Here is a 16,028-nt window from a genome sequence, read left to right as displayed (position 1 = left end):
AGTGGCCCGGGCAAGCTTTTCGACACCAGCAAGGAAGCAAGCCGAACACCGGAAGTCCACGACGGGGGGCGCGAGATGAACACGCTGCACAGCTCAAGCACGAGCGCAGTTGTCACGCGTCTGCACGACGTGCACGGGGGACGGGGTTCGGAGAAGTCCGGTGCCGATGGGGGTCCCTCCCGCGCGAGCGGATTCGAGCGTGGGGGAGGGCGGGGGTGCGCTCGCGGCGCCGGGCGTCAGCACACCGCGTACATGACGGTGGTTGACGGTTTCACGGGGGAAGCACACGGGGGAAGCGCGTACAGGGAGGGCACGGGGGAGCGTCGTTCGCTGTCGGAGGCGGAGTTCACCGCCTACGTCCAGGAGCGCCGCGCCTCCCTGTACGCCACCGCCTACCACCTCACCGGTGACCGCTTCGAGGCCGAGGACCTGCTGCAGAGCGCGCTGTTCTCGACGTACCGGGCGTGGGACCGGATCAGTGACAAGGCCGCCGTCGGGGGTTACCTGCGGCGGACGATGACCAATCTGCACATCAGCGCGTGGCGCCGCCGCAAGCTGAACGAGTACCCGACCGAGGAACTGCCGGAGACGGCCGGCGACACGGACGCGATGCGCGGCACCGAGCTGCGCGCGGTCCTGTGGCAGGCGCTGGCCCGGCTGCCCGAACTCCAGCGGACGATGCTGGTCCTGCGTTACTACGAGGGCCGGACCGACCCGGAGATCGCGGACATCCTCGGCATCAGTGTCGGCACGGTGAAGTCCAGCATCTGGCGGTCGCTCCGCCGGCTGCGCGAGGACGAGGTCCTCAGCTTCGGCCGTGACGAGGAGGACGCCTTCGGCGAGCTGGTGGCCTGAAGGTACGGGGGGGGGAGCTCCGGGGGGAGCACGGGGGAGCACCAAGGAGAAGCGGGACCGGTCGGCCGGGGGGTCCGTCCAGTCCCGCTTCTTCGTGCGTTCGGGGGTCTCAGGCCGCCGTGCTCGCCGGTACGTGCCGTCCCGCGGCGGCGTCGGCCAGCCGGCCCAGTGCCTCGTCCCGGTCGCAGGCGTGGGCGCCGAGCGCGGTCTGGCGGGCCACGATCGACCGCTCGGCCCGCATCAGGCGCCAGCCGCGGCGCAGCAGGAAGGGCACGGACTTACGGCCCTCCCGCAGGTCCCGGAGGAAGCGGCGGCGGAAGGTGGTGACCGGGCCGCGGCTCAGGCACAGCGCGTCGGCCAGGACGCCCAGCTCCCGGCAGCGGTTGACGATCTCCGCGGCGAAGATGCCCTCCGCGATGAACAGCGGGGTCCGCCCGATGTCGACGGGCTCCTCACCGGTGCGGGCGCTGAGGGAGAGGTCGTAGAGCGGGACCGTCGTACGACCGGTGCGGCACAGGTCCTCGATCGCGGCCACGGCCTGGTCGGCGTCCCACGACCCGGGGTGGTCCCAGTCGATGTCGGAGCTCCCGAGGACCTGCGGCAGCGTCGGGTCGCCGGCCTCCTTGTAGAAGTCGTCGAGGCGCAGCACCGGGAGGCCGGAGCGGGCCGCGAGGAGGGACTTGCCGGAGCCGGAGGGGCCGCAGAGCAGCACGACTCGGGCCGGTACGGGCGGAAGGGAGCTCACGGGACACCAATATGACGCATTCACCTGCCGTTCATCGACTCCGCGGGTCGGCTTTGAAGCGCGCGTCACACCTCAACTACCCTTCGTGTCGACCTGATTACTCAATGCGTCAGAAGGTGGCAGAACAGATGGCCGGACAAGCGTCCTCCCCCCTCCCCACCGCCCGGCGGGCCCTGGTCGCCCTCGCGACCGCGGGCGCGGCCCTGGGCACCGCCGCGCCGATGGCCGCCGCGGACGCCGAGCCGGTCCTCGACGACGTGGTCCACACCCGCCCCACCTCCCTGGGCAAGATCGACCCCGAGGGTGGTTTCCGGGCGGTCACCGGCATGGTCGGCTATGTCACCGGACCGGTCGCCGGCCTGAAGCCCAACCCGCTGGCCGGCACCGGCGTGGACCCCCTCGACAACGGCGTCGGCACCCAGCTCGGCGACTTCCAGCCGCTGACCTCCCAGATGCTCACCGCCCCGGTCGCGCAGGCCCGGTCCATCGGCAGCATCCCGGTGCTCGGCCAGGCGGCCACCCTGCTGGGCGGCTGACCCGGACGGCGGAGAGCCGCGCTTCCCCCGGACGGAGGGGAGGCGCGGCTCTCCGGTTTCGGGCGGCTCTAGTACGCCGAGCCGGACGCGCCCAGCGAACCCGTGGGGTGCCAGACCGTCTTCGTCTCCAGGAACGCCGTCATGCGGTCGATGCCCGGGGCCACCGCGTAATCCACAGGCTGTGGACGCAGAACGCGCTTGAGGTTGTCCGCGGCCGCGATCTCCAGCTCCTTCGCCAGCGCCTCGTCGGCACCCGCGAGGTCGATGGCGTTGACGTCCTGGTGCGCGGCCAGCGGGGCGGCGATCTCCGCCGTACGGCCCGACAGGACGTTGACGACCCCGCCGGGCAGGTCGGAGGTGGCCAGGACCTCGCCGAGGGAGAGCGCCGGGAGCGGGGACTTCTCGCTCGCTATCACGATCGCCGTGTTGCCGGTCGCAATCACCGGGGCGATCACCGAGACCAGACCGAGGAAGGACGACTCCTGGGGGGCCAGCACGACGACCACACCGGTCGGCTCGGGCGACGACAGGTTGAAATACGGACCCGCGACCGGGTTCCCGCCGCCCACCACCTGGGCGATCTTGTCGGTCCAGCCCGCGTACCAGACCCAGCGGTCGATCGCCGCGTCCACCTGGGCGGCGGCCTTCGACTTCGACAGGCCTTCGGCGGCGGCCACTTCCCGCACGAACTGCCCGCGGCGGCCCTCCAGCATCTCGGCGACGCGGTACAGGACCTGGCCGCGGTTGTACGCCGTCGCCCCGGACCAGCCGCCGAACGCCTTGCGCGCGGCGACCACCGCGTCACGGGCGTCCTTGCGGGACGAAAGAGGCGCGTTGGCCAGCCAGTTGCCCTGGGAGTCGGTCACTTCGTACACCCGGCCGCTTTCGGAGCGGGGGAACTTGCCCCCGACGTACAGCTTGTAGGTCTTGAGGACGGAGAGTCGGGTCGCGTCAGACATCGAGGTACGCCTCCAGGCCATGGCGGCCGCCCTCGCGGCCGAAGCCCGACTCCTTGTACCCGCCGAACGGCGAGGCCGGGTCGAACTTGTTGAACGTGTTGGACCAGATGACGCCCGCGCGCAGCTTGCCCGCGACGGCCAGGATCCGCGATCCCTTCTCCGTCCAGATGCCCGCCGACAGGCCGTACTGGCTGTTGTTGGCCTTGGCGACGGCCTCGTCCGGGGTGCGGAAGGTGAGGACGGACAGCACCGGGCCGAAGATCTCGTCGCGGGCGATGGTGTGCGCCTGGGTGACGTTCGTGAAGAGCGTCGGGGCGAACCAGTAGCCGCTCTCGGGGAGTTCGCAGGCGGGCGACCAGCGCTCGCCGCCCTCCGCCTCGCCCCGCTCGACGAGCGAGGTGATCCGGGTGAGCTGCTCCTCGGAGTTGATCGCGCCGATGTCGGTGTTCTTGTCCAGCGGGTCGCCGAGGCGCAGCGTGGACAGCCGGCGCTTGAGGGAGTCCAGGAGCTCGTCCTGCACGGACTCCTGGACCAGCAACCGGGAGCCCGCGCAGCAGACCTGGCCCTGGTTGAAGAAGATGCCGGTGACGATGCCCTCGACGGCCTGGTCGATCGGGGCGTCGTCGAAGACGATGTTGGCGCCCTTGCCGCCCAGTTCCAGGGTCAGCTTCTTGCGGGTGCCGGCGACCGTCCGAGCGATCTCCTTGCCGACCGCGGTGGAGCCGGTGAAGGCCACCTTGTTCACGTCCGGGTGGGCCACCAGGGCCGCGCCCGTGTCGCCGTAACCCGGCAGGATGTTGACGACACCCTTGGGCAGGCCCGCCTGGCGGCAGATGTCCGCGAAGAAGAGGGCCGACAGCGGAGTGGTCTCGGCGGGCTTGAGGACGACCGTGTTGCCGGTCGCGAGCGCGGGGGCGATCTTCCACGCCAGCATCAGCAGGGGGAAGTTCCAGGGGATGACCTGGCCCGCCACGCCCAGCGGGCGCGGAGCGGTGCCGTAGCCGGCGTGCTCCAGCTTGTCGGCCCAGCCCGCGTAGTAGAAGAAGTGCGCGGCGACCAGGGGCAGGTCGGCGTCGCGCGTCTCCCTGATCGGCTTGCCGTTGTCCAGGGTCTCCAGGACGGCGAGCTCACGGCTGCGCTCCTGGATGATCCGGGCGATCCGGAACAGGTACTTGGCCCGCTCCGACCCGGGCAGCGCCGACCACTTCTCGAACGCCTTGCGGGCGGCCCCGACCGCGCGGTCGACGTCCGCCTCGCCGGCCCGGGCGACCTCGGAGAGCACTTCCTCGGTGCTCGGCGAGACGGTCTTGAAGACCTTGCCGTCGGCCGCCTCCACGAACTCGCCGTCGATGAACAGGCCGTAGGACGGCGCGATGTCGACGACCGAGCGGGACTCGGGTGCCGGTGCGTATTCGAATACGGAAGCCATGGTGATCAGTCCACCGTCACGTAGTCGGGGCCGGAGTAGCGGCCGGTGGCCAGCTTCTGACGCTGCATCAGCAGGTCGTTGAGGAGGGAGGAGGCGCCGAAGCGGAACCAGTGGTTGTCCAGCCAGTCCGCACCGGCCGTCTCGTTCACCAGGACCAGGAACTTGATCGCGTCCTTGGTGGTGCGGATGCCGCCGGCCGGCTTCACGCCGACCTGGACCCCCGTCTGGGCGCGGAAGTCCCGCACCGCCTCCAGCATCAGGAGGGTGTTCGCGGGCGTCGCGTTCACCGCCACCTTGCCGGTCGAGGTCTTGATGAAGTCGGCCCCGGCCAGCATGCCGAGCCAGCTCGCGCGCCGGATGTTGTCGTACGTCGACAGCTCGCCGGTCTCGAAGATGACCTTCAGCCGGGCGGCGTCCCCGCAGGTCTCCTTCACGGCGACGATCTCGTCGTAGACCTTCAGGTAGTTCCCCGCGAGGAAGGCCCCGCGGTCGATGACCATGTCGATCTCGTCGGCGCCCGCGGCGACCGCGTCCCGCACGTCCGCCAGCTTCACCGCGAGGGCGGCGCGGCCGGCCGGGAAGGCGGTGGCGACGGAGGCGACCTTGACGCCGGAACCGGCGACGGCCTCCTTGGCCACGGCCACCATGTCCGGATAGACGCAGACCGCGGCCGTGGGCGGGGCCGTCCGGTCGGTGGGGTCGGGGCGGACCGCCTTGGCGCCGAGCGCCCGGACCTTGCCCGGGGTGTCCGCGCCTTCCAGCGTCGTCAGGTCGACCATCGAGATCGCGAGGTCGATGGCGTACGCCTTGGCGGTCGTCTTGATGGAACGGGTGCCGAGGGAGGCGGCGCGCGCCTCCAGGCCGACCGCGTCGACGCCGGGCAGCCCGTGGAGGAAGCGGCGCAGCGTGCTGTCGGAGGCGGTGACGTCCGCGAGAGGCGCTGCGAGGGGTGCATTGGTGGGCATGGTCACCAGACGAGCATATCTACGCGCGTAGCGGCTGTACAGCCCCGGGCGCTCATCTTCGGAGCGGGCACCGCGGATGAGCGTCGGCGGGCGCGTCGTGCAGAATCGGGGGCATGACGACCCCGGAGCGCCCCTCATCAGTGCCGCAGCCGCCGGTTCCGCCCGCGCGGGACCGGGTCTACCGCTCGCCCATGGGCATGACGGGCGGCGTTCTGCTGCTCGGCGTCGCGCTCTGGCTGGGGATCGACGCGCTGGTGCAGGGGTCGGGGCGGACGCCCTGGCTGGCGCTGGCGTCGCTGCTGCTGATCGTGCCCGCGGTGACCGCGTTCACGCTGCGGCCGGCGGTCTTCGCCAACGAGGACCGGCTGCGGATCCGGAACCCCTTCCGGGCGGTGGTGCTGCCCTGGGGGCAGGTCGTCTCCCTGCGGTCCGGGTACTCCAACGAGGTCGTGGACCGGTCGGGGGCGAAGTACCAGCTGTGGGCGATCCCCGTGTCCCTGCGGGCCCGGAAGAAGGCTGCCCGCAGGACCGCGCGGGCGGAGGCCCAGCGGAACGGGCAGCGCGTCGGCCGGGGCGGCCTCGGGCTCGGGTTCGGGGGACTCGGGGGCGGCGATGAGATCGACGGGCCCGTGCGCGCCGAGACCGACCGGGTGATGGACGAACTGCGGGAGCTGCACGCCGGGCGGGAGAAGGCCGGGTCCGCTCAGGGTGAGGTCACCGTGCGATGGGCCTACGAGGTGCTCGGGCCGTTCGTCGCGGGGCTTGTGCTGCTGGTCGTGCTGTTGCTGGTGGGCTGAGGGCGGGCTCGGGGGAGCGCTGCTGCCTGTTTTTGCCGGGGCGCCTTCTTGTCACGCAACCAACCCGGTCGCTCGCGTGTCTCGTCAGTGATGACTACACATGTTCGGCCGCCGTCGCCCCTGCCTCTGCCCGAGTCCGCCGTGCCCCCGGGCGCCCTGCCCTGGAGCGGTGAGCAGGGGCGGCGCTGGGTCGCGGAGCTGCCGCCCCGGTGGGTGCCTCTACGGGCGTACGGACGGTACGACGAACTGGTGACCGTCGCGGCCGGCGGGATCACCCTCGCCCTGGCCGCCGCGGGTGTGGAGCCGTATCTCGCGGCCTTGCTGCCGCTCCAGTTGCTGTGGGTTCTGCTGCGGCCCGAGGTGGTGCGGGTCGCCGCGCCGGGGCTCGTGGTGGCGGTCGGCCTGGAACGACTGGGCTGGGCCGGGCTGGTCGGTGCCGTGCTGCTCGCCGGGATCTGCCTCGCGCTCGCCGAGGTGCGGCTGCGGGCCCGGAAGCGGCAGCGGGCGTGCGCGCTGGCCGCCGCGGCGGGGGTGACGGCTGCGGTGCCGGGGGCCGGGTCGCCGTTGCGGCGGGGTGTGCTGCTCGGGGTGTTCGGGGCGGTGCTGCTCGTCGGGGGCGGGGTGGCGGTCGTGTTCGGCGGGATGGCCGCCGCCGTCGGGTTCCTGCTGATCGGGGTGGGTCTCACGGTCCTCGTCTCGGGCGGGCTCGGGCGCGTCCGTGCCTCCCGGCTGGGGTCGGGGCCGGCGCCGGTGCTGCGGGTGCTGGTGCGGGACGATCCGGCGGCCCTGACCGAGGTGTTCGCCGCGGATGACGTGGCCGCGCGGCGGCCGCTGTTCGCGATATCCGTGATGCCCCTGGACGCCGACGAGGAGGAGCCCGGGGTCGATGACGACGACGATGACGACGACGATGACGATGACGACGACGGCCTTCTCGAGCGGATGGACGACGACGCGCCGGGCCCCCTGCGCGAGGCCCTGCTCTACGGGGTGCCCTACGACGGTGCCGAGGTCGTGATCGTCAGTGCGGACGAGGACCCGGACCACCCGCCCGTCGTGGAGCGGTCGGTCGGGGCCGTGCGGCCGGTACGGGTCGTGCCTTCGGCCGCGGAGGCGCCGGTCGAGGTCGCCATCGTCGCGCGGCCCGTGCTGCGGTGGCGTGCGGGGCGGCTGGACTGGCTGGCGGCCGTGCTGCTGGCGCAGTGGGGGGTCTGGCTGAGCTGGGCCGTGTTCACGGACGCCGGGGTGCCGCTGTGGCAGCAGGCGCTGGTCCTGGTGGTGGGGCTCTACGGCGCCGCCCGGGTGCCGGTCAAGGTGGGCTGGCGGATCACCGCCGACCGGGCGGGGCTGTGGATCAACGGCCTGTTCAAGGTCACCCACATCCCGTGGGACGACTTCCGCTCAGCCCGCCATCAGTCCATGGAACTGAAGCTGCGGTGGCGCGGCGGACACTCCTGGACGGTCGCCGCCCCCCGCTGGCAGTGGCTGGAACGACGCCGCGCCCTGACCCACCCCTACGACCGCCTGGCCGCCGAGCTGACCACCCTGTGCGCCGACCCCGGCCTGCGTCCCACGGGCGAGGCCGAGGGCCGCGAACGCGGACGACTGCTGTGGCCCTGGGCACTGGTACTGGCGGTTGCGTGGGTGGCGGGGCTGGTGGCGGTCCGGGCGGGGGTGTAAGGGGCAGGGGGCGCCTGCGGCTGGCCGCCGCCAATTCCGCCCGCCCTGCGGTCCTCCATGACGGGGCGCCCCGCCGACGCCGCACGCCCTGCTGCGGCCCCCCCCCGCTACGGTGCGCTCGCCCAGATCAAGGGGATGTAGGCGCTGAAGTACGCCGAGGTTGCTACTGCTGTGGTCAGGGTCAGGGTGCGGTAGCGGGGGGAGGAGCGGGTCAGGTGGAGGGCCAGGGGGAGGAGGAGGGGGAAGGCCGGGAGGAGGAAGCGGGCGCGGGGGAAGTAGACGGCGTCGCTGGTCAGGATGATGGCCAGGAGCGTGCCCGTGAACACCAACAGGGGCAGCGGCTGCCGGTCCGCCACGGACAGTGCGAAGAGCACCGCCGACGCCAGCAGGACGCCCGTCACCAGCACCAGGAACAGCTCGGGCCTGTCCTGCAGCAGGACTTCGTGCATCCGACGCAGGGTCCCGGCGCCGCCGTCCAGTTCGTTGCGCCACAGCCGCTGTACGGCGAAGTAGCCGTCCCAGCGGCCCGTGCGCAGGCCGACCCAGCCGACGTAACCGCACCAGCCGAGCGGGGCCAGGACCGCGGCGGCGAGGGCGCGGCGCGGGAAGGGGCGCCGGCGCAGGGCGAGGAGCGCGGTGACCGTGACCGCGGCCGCCACCGCGATGCCGGTCGGGCGGGTCAGGCCCGCGAGGACCGCGCCGGTCGCCGCCCACAGCCAGCGGCCGGTCAGCACGGCGTACAGGGACCAGGCGGCGCAGGCCGTGAACAGGGACTCGGTGTAGCCCATCCACTGCACCAGGCCGACCGGGTACGCGGCCCACAGGGTGGTCAGGAGGACGCCGACGCGTCTGCCGTGCAGCAGGTCGCCGAGGGCGAAGATGCCCCACGCGGCCAGCAGCGAGGCAACCACGGCGAGGCCGAGGCCGGTGCTCGCGGGACTGCCCGGAGCGACGGCCGAGACGGTCTTGATCAGCAGCGGGTGGAGCGGGAAGAACGCCATGTTGTTGGCGTTGTAGGCGGTGCCGAGTTCGGTCGCGTAGCCGTGGTCGGCGATGCCCAGGTACCAGTCGGCGTCCCACTTCGTCGCCAGGATCGGCCAGACCTCCTGCCCCCTGCGGTGCGCCCAGAGGGTCAGCACCAGCAGGCCCGTCGCGCGTACGGCGACGTAGGCGAGGAGCGCCGGGGCCGCGCGGCGCAGGGGGCCGGGACGGCGAGCGCCGGGGGCGGGGGCGGGGGTCGCTCGGAGTGTCGGCCGGAAGGCGGTCGAGGACACGGCGGCGGCTCCTGGGCTGACGTGGGGGCGGGTGCCGGTCCACGGTTGCCCGGAGGGCGCGGTGGCGCGGGGTGTCCGCGTCAACCGCCGCGCCGAAATCACCCGATGGGGCGCCCCCGCGAGGAGGCGCCCCGTCGTCGGCCGCGGGTGCCGCGGATCAGATGCCGGCCGCCGCCGACAGGTCCCGCTTGATCGCCGCCAGCAGCTCGGTGGCCCGGGCGCGGGCCGCCGGGAGGGCGGAGTGGCCGGCGACCGGCACGACGACCTCCAGGTAGCACTTGAGCTTGGGCTCGGTGCCGCTGGGGCGGACGATCACCCGTGCGCCGTCCAGGGCGTAGCGCAGCCCGTCGGTGGGCGGCAGCCGGTCCGTGCCCCGGGTGAGGTCCTCGGCCCGGGTGATGGCGAGGCCCGCCAGCTCCGTCGGCGGCTGCTCGCGCAGCCTGCGCATGGCGTCCGCGATGACCGACAGGTCCTCCACGCGCACCGAGAGCTGGTCGGTGGCGTGCAGCCCGTGCTCGACGGCGAGGTCGTCGAGGAGGTCGAGCAGGGTGCGGCCCCGCTCCTTCAGCTCCGAGGCCAGCTCGGTGATCAGCAGCGCCGCGGTGATGCCGTCCTTGTCGCGGACGCCGTCGGGGTCGACGCAGTAGCCGAGGGCCTCCTCGTAGCCGTAGCGCAGTCCGTCCACGCGGGCGATCCACTTGAAGCCGGTGAGGGTCTCCTCGTACGGCAGGCCCGCCTTCTCGGCGATCCGGCCGAGGAGGGAGGAGGAGACGATCGACTCGGCGAACGTGCCGGTCGCCCCCTGGCGGACCAGGTGCGCGGCGAGCAGCGCGCCGACCTCGTCGCCGCGCAGCATCCGCCACGCCTCCCCGTCCTTGACGGCCACGGCGCAGCGGTCGGCGTCGGGGTCGTTGGCGATGACGAGGTCCGGTTCGGTCGCGCGGGCCTTCGCGAAGGCGAGGTCCATCGCGCCGGGCTCTTCGGGGTTGGGGAAGGCGACGGTGGGGAAGTCCGGATCGGGCTCCGCCTGTTCGGCGACGAGCGCGGGCTCCGGGAAGCCGGCCCTCGCGAACGCGGCGAGCAGCACGTCCTTGCCGACGCCGTGCATGGCCGTGTAGACCGTGCGGGCGGTACGGGGGGAGTCCGGGGCGAGGACGGCGTCCGTGCGGGCGAGGTAGGCGTCCAGGACGCTCTCGTCGAGGGTCTCCCAGCCGGTGGTGGGGCGCGGGACGGTGGTGAGGGAGCCGATGGCGTCGATCTCGGCGGCGATCTCTGCGTCGGCGGGCGGCACGATCTGCGAGCCGTCGCCGAGGTAGACCTTGTAGCCGTTGTCGCGGGGCGGGTTGTGGCTGGCGGTGACCTCCACGCCGGCGACCGCGCCGAGGTGCCGTATGGCGTACGCCAGGACGGGGGTGGGCAGCGGGCGGGGGAGTACGGCGGCCCGCAGGCCGGCGCCGGTCATCACGGCGGCGGTGTCGCGGGCGAAGTCCTCCGACTTGTGGCGGGCGTCGTAGCCGATGACGACGAGGCCGCCGCCTCGGCCCTGCTTCTTCAGGTACGCGGCGAGGCCGGCGGCGGCGCGGATGACGACCGTGCGGTTCATGCGCAGGGGGCCTGCGCCGATCTCGCCGCGCAGGCCCGCGGTGCCGAACTGGAGGGTGCCGCTGAAGCGTGCGGCGAGCTCCGCGGTGTCCTTGGCGTCGATCAGCTCGGCGAGTTCGGCGCGGGTGTCCGCGTCGGGGTCCTCGGCGAGCCATGCCTGGGCCCTTGCGATGAGATCGTCGTGCACGTCGGGTCAACCTCTCGTGTTCGTTCGTTCGTTCGGCGCGGTGGGGTGCTCGGCGGGTTTTTTCGCCCCCGCCGCCCCTACCCGTCCCATCCTCCAGGGGCTGCCGCCCCTTCGCCCCCGCCCCAGGGGGCTCTGCCCCCTGGACCCCCGCTCCTCGAACGCCGGAGGGGCTGGTTGCAGCGAGGGCGGGGCAGTAATTCGCCCGGATTACAGGCGTCCCAGCACCTGCGCCAGCAGGGAGCCCATCCGGGTCGCGCTGTCGCGGCCGGCCTGGAGGACTTCCTCGTGGTTCAGGGGCTCGCCCGTCATCCCCGCGGCGAGGTTCGTGACCAGGGAGATGCCCAGCACCTCCGCGCCCGCCTCACGCGCCGCGATGGCCTCCAGGACCGTCGACATGCCCACCAGGTCCGCCCCGATGACCCGCGCCATACGGATCTCCGCCGGAGTCTCGTAGTGCGGGCCGGGGAACTGGGCGTAGACGCCCTCCTCCAGCGTGGGGTCGATCTCCTTGCACAGCGCCCGCAGCCGCGGCGAGTAGAGATCCGTCAGATCGACGAAGTTCGCGCCCACGATCGGCGAGGTCGCCGTGAGGTTGATGTGGTCGCTGATCAGGACCGGCTGCCCGGGGCGCATGCCCTCGCGCAGACCACCGCACCCGTTGGTCAGCACGATGGTCTTGCAGCCGGCCGCGACCGCGGTACGGACGCCGTGCGCGACCGCGGCCACCCCACGGCCCTCGTAGTAGTGCGTACGCCCGAGGAAGACCAGCGCCCGCTTCTCGCCGATCCTGTACGAGCGGACCTTGCCGCCGTGGCCCGCGACCGCCGGCGCCGGGAACCCGGGCAGCTCGGTGACCGGGAACTCGGCGTCGGGATCACCGAGGGCCCCCACGGCCGGCGCCCAGCCGGAGCCCATCACGAGGGCGACGTCGTGGGTCTCGGCCCCGGTCAGTTCGCGCAGGCGAGCGGCGGCGGCGTCGGCGGCGGAATAGGGGTCGCCCTGGATGTCGTCCGGAAGAAGAGATGCGTTCACGCCGACGAGGGTAGCCGGTCTGTGCCTACGCGCGTAGATGACAGAGCCCACGGGATGGCGATCGTTGTCTTGTTGTTTCCGACGAAACGCTCCCCGCGCGGGGCGCCTCAGCAGGGCCGCTTGCGCAGTTCCATCACGTAGTCGTGCGGCGCCCCGGCCGACTCCGCCGCGTCGGCCATCTCGCCGAGGTAGCGGGCCGAGGGCAGGCCGCCCTCGTAGCCGTCCAGGACGTACGCCCAGGCGGACTCCTCGCCGTCCAGGGTGACCGGCCGTACCCGCGTCCGGCGGTAGACGCCCAGGCCCACGCCCTCCCAGCGGTCCAGGGACTCCTCGTCCATCGGGGCGATGTCGTACAGGGCGACGAAGACCTGGGACAGGGGGTCCTCGACGATCGTCGCCAGCGCGCCCTCCCAGCCCATGTGCTCGCCCCCGAAGGTCAGCCGCCACCCGTTCAGCCAGCCGGTGGCGCGCAGCGGCGAGTGGGGGGCGCGGCGGGTCATGAGCCGCGCGTCGAGGTTGCCGGCGTACGCGGCGTAGAGCGACATGGGGAGAGGGTACGGCAGGCGCCACGGCAGTCCCTCCCGTAACAGTGGGATCTCGGGCGGGCCCCTGGGCCGTAGCACCGGGGCGCGTGCGGGACAATGGAGTACGTGACTCGGATCGTGATCATCGGTGGCGGACCCGGCGGATACGAAGCGGCGCTGGTCGCCGCTCAGCTCGGCGCGGAGGTGACCGTCGTCGACTGCGACGGCCTGGGCGGGGCGTCGGTGCTCACCGACTGCGTACCGTCCAAGACTCTGATCGCCACGGCCGAGGTGATGACCACCTTCGACTCCTCGTACGAGGAGCTCGGCATCATCGTGGCCGACGACACCCCGCACATCGACACCCCCGCGCGGGTCGTCGGCGTGGACCTGGGCAAGGTCAACCGGCGTGTGAAGCGGCTGGCGCTCGCCCAGTCGCACGACATCACGGCCTCCGTGACCCGCGCGGGCGCCCGGGTCCTGCGCGGCCGGGGACGGCTCGACGGGATGCAGTCCCTCGACGGCTCCCGCAAGGTGATCGTCACCGCCGCCGACGGCACCGAGGAGACCCTCCCCGCCGACGCCGTCCTCATCGCCACCGGCGGTCACCCGCGCGAGCTGCCCGACGCCCAGCCCGACGGCGAGCGCATCCTCAACTGGACCCAGGTCTACGACCTCGACGAGCTGCCGGAGGAGCTCATCGTGGTCGGTTCGGGTGTGACCGGCGCGGAGTTCGCCGGCGCGTACCAGGCCCTCGGGTCGAAGGTCACGCTCGTGTCCTCGCGCGATCGCGTCCTGCCCGGCGAGGACCCCGACGCCGCCGCCGTCCTCGAGGACGTCTTCCGGCGCCGCGGCATGAACGTCATGGCCCGCTCCCGCGCCTCCGCCGCCAAGCGCGTCGGCGACCGGGTCGAGGTCACCCTCGCCGACGGCCGCGTCATCACCGGCTCGCACTGCCTCATGGCCGTCGGCGCCATCCCGAACAGCGCCGGGCTCGGCCTGGAGGAGGCCGGCGTCCGGCTCCGCGACTCCGGGCACATCTGGACCGACAAGGTGTCCCGCACCACCGCCCCGGGGGTGTACGCCGCGGGCGACGTCACCGGCGTCTTCGCCCTCGCGTCCGTCGCCGCCATGCAGGGCCGTATCGCCATGTACCACTTCCTCGGCGACGCGGTGACCCCGCTGAACCTCAAGACGGTCTCCTCCAACGTCTTCACCGACCCGGAGATCGCGACCGTCGGCTACAGCCAGTCCGACGTGGACGCCGGGAAGATCGACGCCCGGTTCGTCAAGCTGCCGCTGCTGCGCAACCCGCGCGCCAAGATGCAGGGCATCCGGGACGGCTTCGTCAAGATCTTCTGCCGCCCCGGCACCGGCATCGTGGTCGGCGGCGTGGTCGTCGCCCCGCGCGCCTCGGAACTGATCCACCCCATCTCGATCGCCGTCGACAACAATCTGACGGTCGAACAGATCGCGAACGCGTTCACCGTGTACCCGTCTCTTTCGGGGTCGATCGCCGAGGTGGCCCGGCAGCTGCACACCCGCAAGAGCGGCGGCGAGGCCTGACGGCTTGAACCGACTCCCCGCTGGTCACGGGGAGTTGTCGAGCATGCGTGCGGCATAGGCACGGGGCGTAGCTCCTATACCACTTCCTGCCCTTCTGTACGAACAACTTCTGCTATTCGGCGCAAACTGCTGAAAGCAGACGGTCGTTGGGGTTACTGTCAGTTTCGTGTTCGCTGCAGAACGTCGCCAATTGATCCTCGAAATGGTGCGAGCGAACGGGGCCGTGTCGCTCCGTGAGCTCGCCCGCGTCGTCCAGACCTCCGAAGTGACCGTACGGCGGGACGTGCGCGCGCTGGAGGCAGAAGGACTCCTCGACCGCCGGCATGGCGGTGCGGTATTGCCGGGCGGGTTCACGCGGGAGTCCGGCTTTCCGCAGAAATCACATCTCGCGACCGCCGAGAAGACGGCCATCGCCGATCTCGCCGCGAACTTCGTCGAAGAGGGCGAGGCCATCGTGGTCGGGGCCGGTACGACCACGCAGGAGCTGGCCCGCCGGCTGGCCCGGGTGCCCGGGCTGACCGTCGTCACCAACTCCCTGCTGGTGGCCCAGGCGCTGGCCCACGCGAACCGGGTGGAGGTCGTGATGACCGGCGGCACCCTGCGCGGTTCCAACTACGCCCTCGTCGGCTCCGGCGCCGAGCAGTCCCTCCAGGGGCTGCGGGTCTCCCGGGCCTTCCTGTCCGGGAGCGGCCTCACGGCCGAGCGCGGCCTGTCCACCTCCAACATGCTCTCGGCGTCCGTCGACCGGGCGCTGGTGCAGGCGGCGGCCGAGGTCGTCGTGCTCGCCGATCACACCAAGCTCGGTACGGACACCATGTTCCAGACCGTGCCCACGGACGTGATCACGCGGCTGGTGACCGACGAACCGCCGGCCCATGACGACCGTGCCCAGACCGAACTGCAGGCCCTTGCCGATCAGGGGGTGCAGATCGCCGTGGCCGGGGCGAGCGGGAGCCCGGGGGGTGACGAAGTCCCGGCGCGGAGGGCACGTTCCGTGCCGGGGCCCCGGCGGAGTGCTCCGGCCGGCCTTCGCTCCGCCGTGCTCGGGGAGCCGGTTCCCGGGTCCGAGCGGGCGCGCGTCGCCGATCTCCGGCGGCGGTAGCTCCCCGCGCTCCTAGCGGTCCGCTTTCAGGCCCCGCAGCGTCAGCATCAGCAGCCGCTCCGCCAGGTCCGGGTCTCCCGGCCGCTCCTCCGCCGCCAACGCGATGGCATGGGTGAGCTGGAGCAGATCGCCGATCGCCACGTCTGTGCGGACCATGCCCGCCTCCTGCGCCCTGCCCAGCAGCTCGCCGCCCGCCTCCCTGATGGGGTCGCTGCAGCGGGACAAGGCCGACGTGTCGTCGTGGGAGACCGACATCAGCGCCCGCGACAGCCCCCGGTACTCGCTCGCGTGCCGGACCATCTCCCGCAGCCAGGTCACCAGGGCCGTGCACGGCTCCGGGGCCCGGCGCAGTTCGCGGGCCCGGGCCAGCAGATCGCTCACCGCGTCCTCGAAGACCGCGCTCAGCAGGGCGTGTCGGTTGGGGAAGTGGCGGTAGAGGGTGCCGATTCCCACGCCCGCCCGGCGGGCCACGTCCTCCAGGGACGCGTCCGTGCCGTGCTCGGCGAAGGCGGCACGGGCCTCGGTGAGGAGGCGCTCGTAGTTGCGCCGGGCATCGGCGCGCATGGCCCGCGGGGCGACCCGCGCCGCCGTCGCACCAGCACTCTCCGCGGTCCCGCGCGAGGTCGCGCCCACCATGGCCCCCACCTGCTCTCATCAGCGCCCGGCTCTTCCCTCAGGATGCCATCGCCCACCCCCGAGCGGCCCTCCCGGACCGGGCCCGGCGCCGTACGGGAAAACGAGGCGCCCGGCGGACTGTTCGGTGCAGTCCGCCGGG

The 16,028-nt window shown here is 72.6% G+C and carries 15 protein-coding genes; 6 read left to right on the top strand and 9 right to left on the bottom strand.

Features of this window, described 5'->3' with window-relative positions; genetic code table 11:
• Positions 1–75 precede the first annotated feature (75 nt).
• A complete protein-coding gene (locus ACFYW5_RS03490) occupies positions 76–855 on the top strand; it encodes a SigE family RNA polymerase sigma factor (protein ID WP_389415258.1) in 780 nt (259 codons plus the stop codon).
• 109 nt (positions 856–964) lie between these two features.
• On the opposite strand, the gene ACFYW5_RS03485 is transcribed toward ACFYW5_RS03490, so the two are convergent.
• Complete coding sequence (locus ACFYW5_RS03485; RefSeq protein WP_389415257.1) at positions 965–1,669, bottom strand: uridine kinase; 705 nt, start codon at positions 1,667–1,669, stop codon at positions 965–967.
• 59 nt (positions 1,670–1,728) lie between these two features.
• Here ACFYW5_RS03485 and ACFYW5_RS03480 point away from each other — a divergent pair, with 59 nt between their 5' ends.
• Entirely contained in the window at positions 1,729–2,136 is a 408-nt protein-coding gene (locus ACFYW5_RS03480; RefSeq protein WP_389415256.1) for a hypothetical protein, read from the top strand.
• A gap of 68 nt (positions 2,137–2,204) precedes the next feature.
• On the opposite strand, the gene ACFYW5_RS03475 is transcribed toward ACFYW5_RS03480, so the two are convergent.
• Genes ACFYW5_RS03475 through deoC form a run of 3 tightly spaced genes read right to left on the bottom strand, consistent with a single transcriptional unit; the run spans position 2,205 to position 5,489 of the window.
• Complete coding sequence (locus ACFYW5_RS03475) at positions 2,205–3,095, bottom strand: aldehyde dehydrogenase family protein (protein WP_389415255.1); 891 nt, start codon at positions 3,093–3,095, stop codon at positions 2,205–2,207.
• Positions 3,088–4,524, bottom strand: coding sequence for an aldehyde dehydrogenase family protein (locus tag ACFYW5_RS03470; protein ID WP_389415254.1), 1,437 nt, complete (start codon positions 4,522–4,524; stop codon positions 3,088–3,090). Before ACFYW5_RS03470 ends, ACFYW5_RS03475 begins: the two co-directional genes overlap by 8 nt.
• A gap of 5 nt (positions 4,525–4,529) precedes the next feature.
• Positions 4,530–5,489 (bottom strand): deoxyribose-phosphate aldolase, encoded by a 960-nt coding sequence (gene deoC / locus ACFYW5_RS03465; protein WP_389415629.1) that lies wholly within the window; start codon positions 5,487–5,489, stop codon positions 4,530–4,532.
• Between the two features lie 113 nt (positions 5,490–5,602).
• Here deoC and ACFYW5_RS03460 point away from each other — a divergent pair, with 113 nt between their 5' ends.
• The gene (locus ACFYW5_RS03460) at positions 5,603–6,286 is read left to right on the top strand and encodes a PH domain-containing protein (protein ID WP_389415253.1); all 684 of its coding nucleotides are present in this window, start codon (positions 5,603–5,605) and stop codon (positions 6,284–6,286) included.
• A gap of 90 nt (positions 6,287–6,376) precedes the next feature.
• A complete protein-coding gene (locus ACFYW5_RS03455; protein WP_389415252.1) occupies positions 6,377–7,966 on the top strand; it encodes a hypothetical protein in 1,590 nt (529 codons plus the stop codon).
• A gap of 107 nt (positions 7,967–8,073) precedes the next feature.
• Here ACFYW5_RS03455 and ACFYW5_RS03450 read toward each other — a convergent pair whose 3' ends face one another.
• The 4 genes from ACFYW5_RS03450 to ACFYW5_RS03435 form a co-directional block, all read right to left on the bottom strand.
• Positions 8,074–9,240 carry a hypothetical protein gene (locus tag ACFYW5_RS03450; RefSeq protein ID WP_389415251.1) on the bottom strand — a complete coding sequence of 389 codons (1,167 nt, stop codon included), beginning with the start codon at positions 9,238–9,240 and terminating at the stop codon, positions 8,074–8,076.
• 157 nt (positions 9,241–9,397) lie between these two features.
• Positions 9,398–11,029, bottom strand: coding sequence for a phospho-sugar mutase (locus tag ACFYW5_RS03445; RefSeq protein WP_389415250.1), 1,632 nt, complete (start codon positions 11,027–11,029; stop codon positions 9,398–9,400).
• Between the two features lie 207 nt (positions 11,030–11,236).
• Entirely contained in the window at positions 11,237–12,061 is an 825-nt protein-coding gene (locus ACFYW5_RS03440) for a purine-nucleoside phosphorylase (protein ID WP_389415249.1), read from the bottom strand.
• A 107-nt stretch (positions 12,062–12,168) separates the two neighbouring features.
• Positions 12,169–12,606: a gamma-glutamylcyclotransferase gene (locus tag ACFYW5_RS03435; protein WP_389415248.1), complete on the bottom strand. Its 438-nt coding sequence runs from the start codon at positions 12,604–12,606 to the stop codon at positions 12,169–12,171.
• A 96-nt stretch (positions 12,607–12,702) separates the two neighbouring features.
• Here ACFYW5_RS03435 and ACFYW5_RS03430 point away from each other — a divergent pair, with 96 nt between their 5' ends.
• A complete protein-coding gene (locus tag ACFYW5_RS03430) occupies positions 12,703–14,151 on the top strand; it encodes an NAD(P)H-quinone dehydrogenase (RefSeq protein ID WP_389415247.1) in 1,449 nt (482 codons plus the stop codon).
• Between the two features lie 166 nt (positions 14,152–14,317).
• Entirely contained in the window at positions 14,318–15,253 is a 936-nt protein-coding gene (locus ACFYW5_RS03425) for a DeoR/GlpR family DNA-binding transcription regulator (protein WP_389415246.1), read from the top strand.
• Positions 15,254–15,265: 12 nt separating this feature from the next.
• Here the strand turns inward: ACFYW5_RS03425 and ACFYW5_RS03420 are convergent, their stop codons facing one another.
• On the bottom strand, positions 15,266–15,817 hold the full coding sequence (locus ACFYW5_RS03420; protein WP_389415628.1) for a TetR/AcrR family transcriptional regulator: 552 nt from the start codon (positions 15,815–15,817) through the stop codon (positions 15,266–15,268).
• Positions 15,818–16,028 lie beyond the last annotated feature (211 nt).

Source organism: Streptomyces sp. NPDC002779 (assembly GCF_042888685.1).
Taxonomy (GTDB): Bacteria; Actinomycetota; Actinomycetes; order Streptomycetales; family Streptomycetaceae; genus Streptomyces.
Note: the sequence above shows the minus strand (reverse complement) of the source record. Positions and strands in the feature narration are given on the sequence as shown.

Excerpts from the sequence above, each read along its gene's own strand:
- ACFYW5_RS03490 (WP_389415258.1), top strand. The coding sequence starts at position 76 with ATGAACACGCTGCACAGCTCAAGCACGAGCGCAGTTGTCACGCGTCTG.
- ACFYW5_RS03475 (WP_389415255.1), bottom strand. The coding sequence starts at position 3,095 with ATGTCTGACGCGACCCGACTCTCCGTCCTCAAGACCTACAAGCTGTAC.
- ACFYW5_RS03470 (WP_389415254.1), bottom strand. The coding sequence starts at position 4,524 with ATGGCTTCCGTATTCGAATACGCACCGGCACCCGAGTCCCGCTCGGTC.
- ACFYW5_RS03435 (WP_389415248.1), bottom strand. The coding sequence starts at position 12,606 with ATGTCGCTCTACGCCGCGTACGCCGGCAACCTCGACGCGCGGCTCATG.
- ACFYW5_RS03460 (WP_389415253.1), top strand. The coding sequence starts at position 5,603 with ATGACGACCCCGGAGCGCCCCTCATCAGTGCCGCAGCCGCCGGTTCCG.
- ACFYW5_RS03430 (WP_389415247.1), top strand. The coding sequence starts at position 12,703 with ATGGAGTACGTGACTCGGATCGTGATCATCGGTGGCGGACCCGGCGGA.
- ACFYW5_RS03480 (WP_389415256.1), top strand. The coding sequence starts at position 1,729 with ATGGCCGGACAAGCGTCCTCCCCCCTCCCCACCGCCCGGCGGGCCCTG.
- deoC (WP_389415629.1), bottom strand. The coding sequence starts at position 5,489 with ATGCCCACCAATGCACCCCTCGCAGCGCCTCTCGCGGACGTCACCGCC.
- ACFYW5_RS03420 (WP_389415628.1), bottom strand. The coding sequence starts at position 15,817 with ATGCGCGCCGATGCCCGGCGCAACTACGAGCGCCTCCTCACCGAGGCC.
- ACFYW5_RS03455 (WP_389415252.1), top strand. The coding sequence starts at position 6,377 with ATGACTACACATGTTCGGCCGCCGTCGCCCCTGCCTCTGCCCGAGTCC.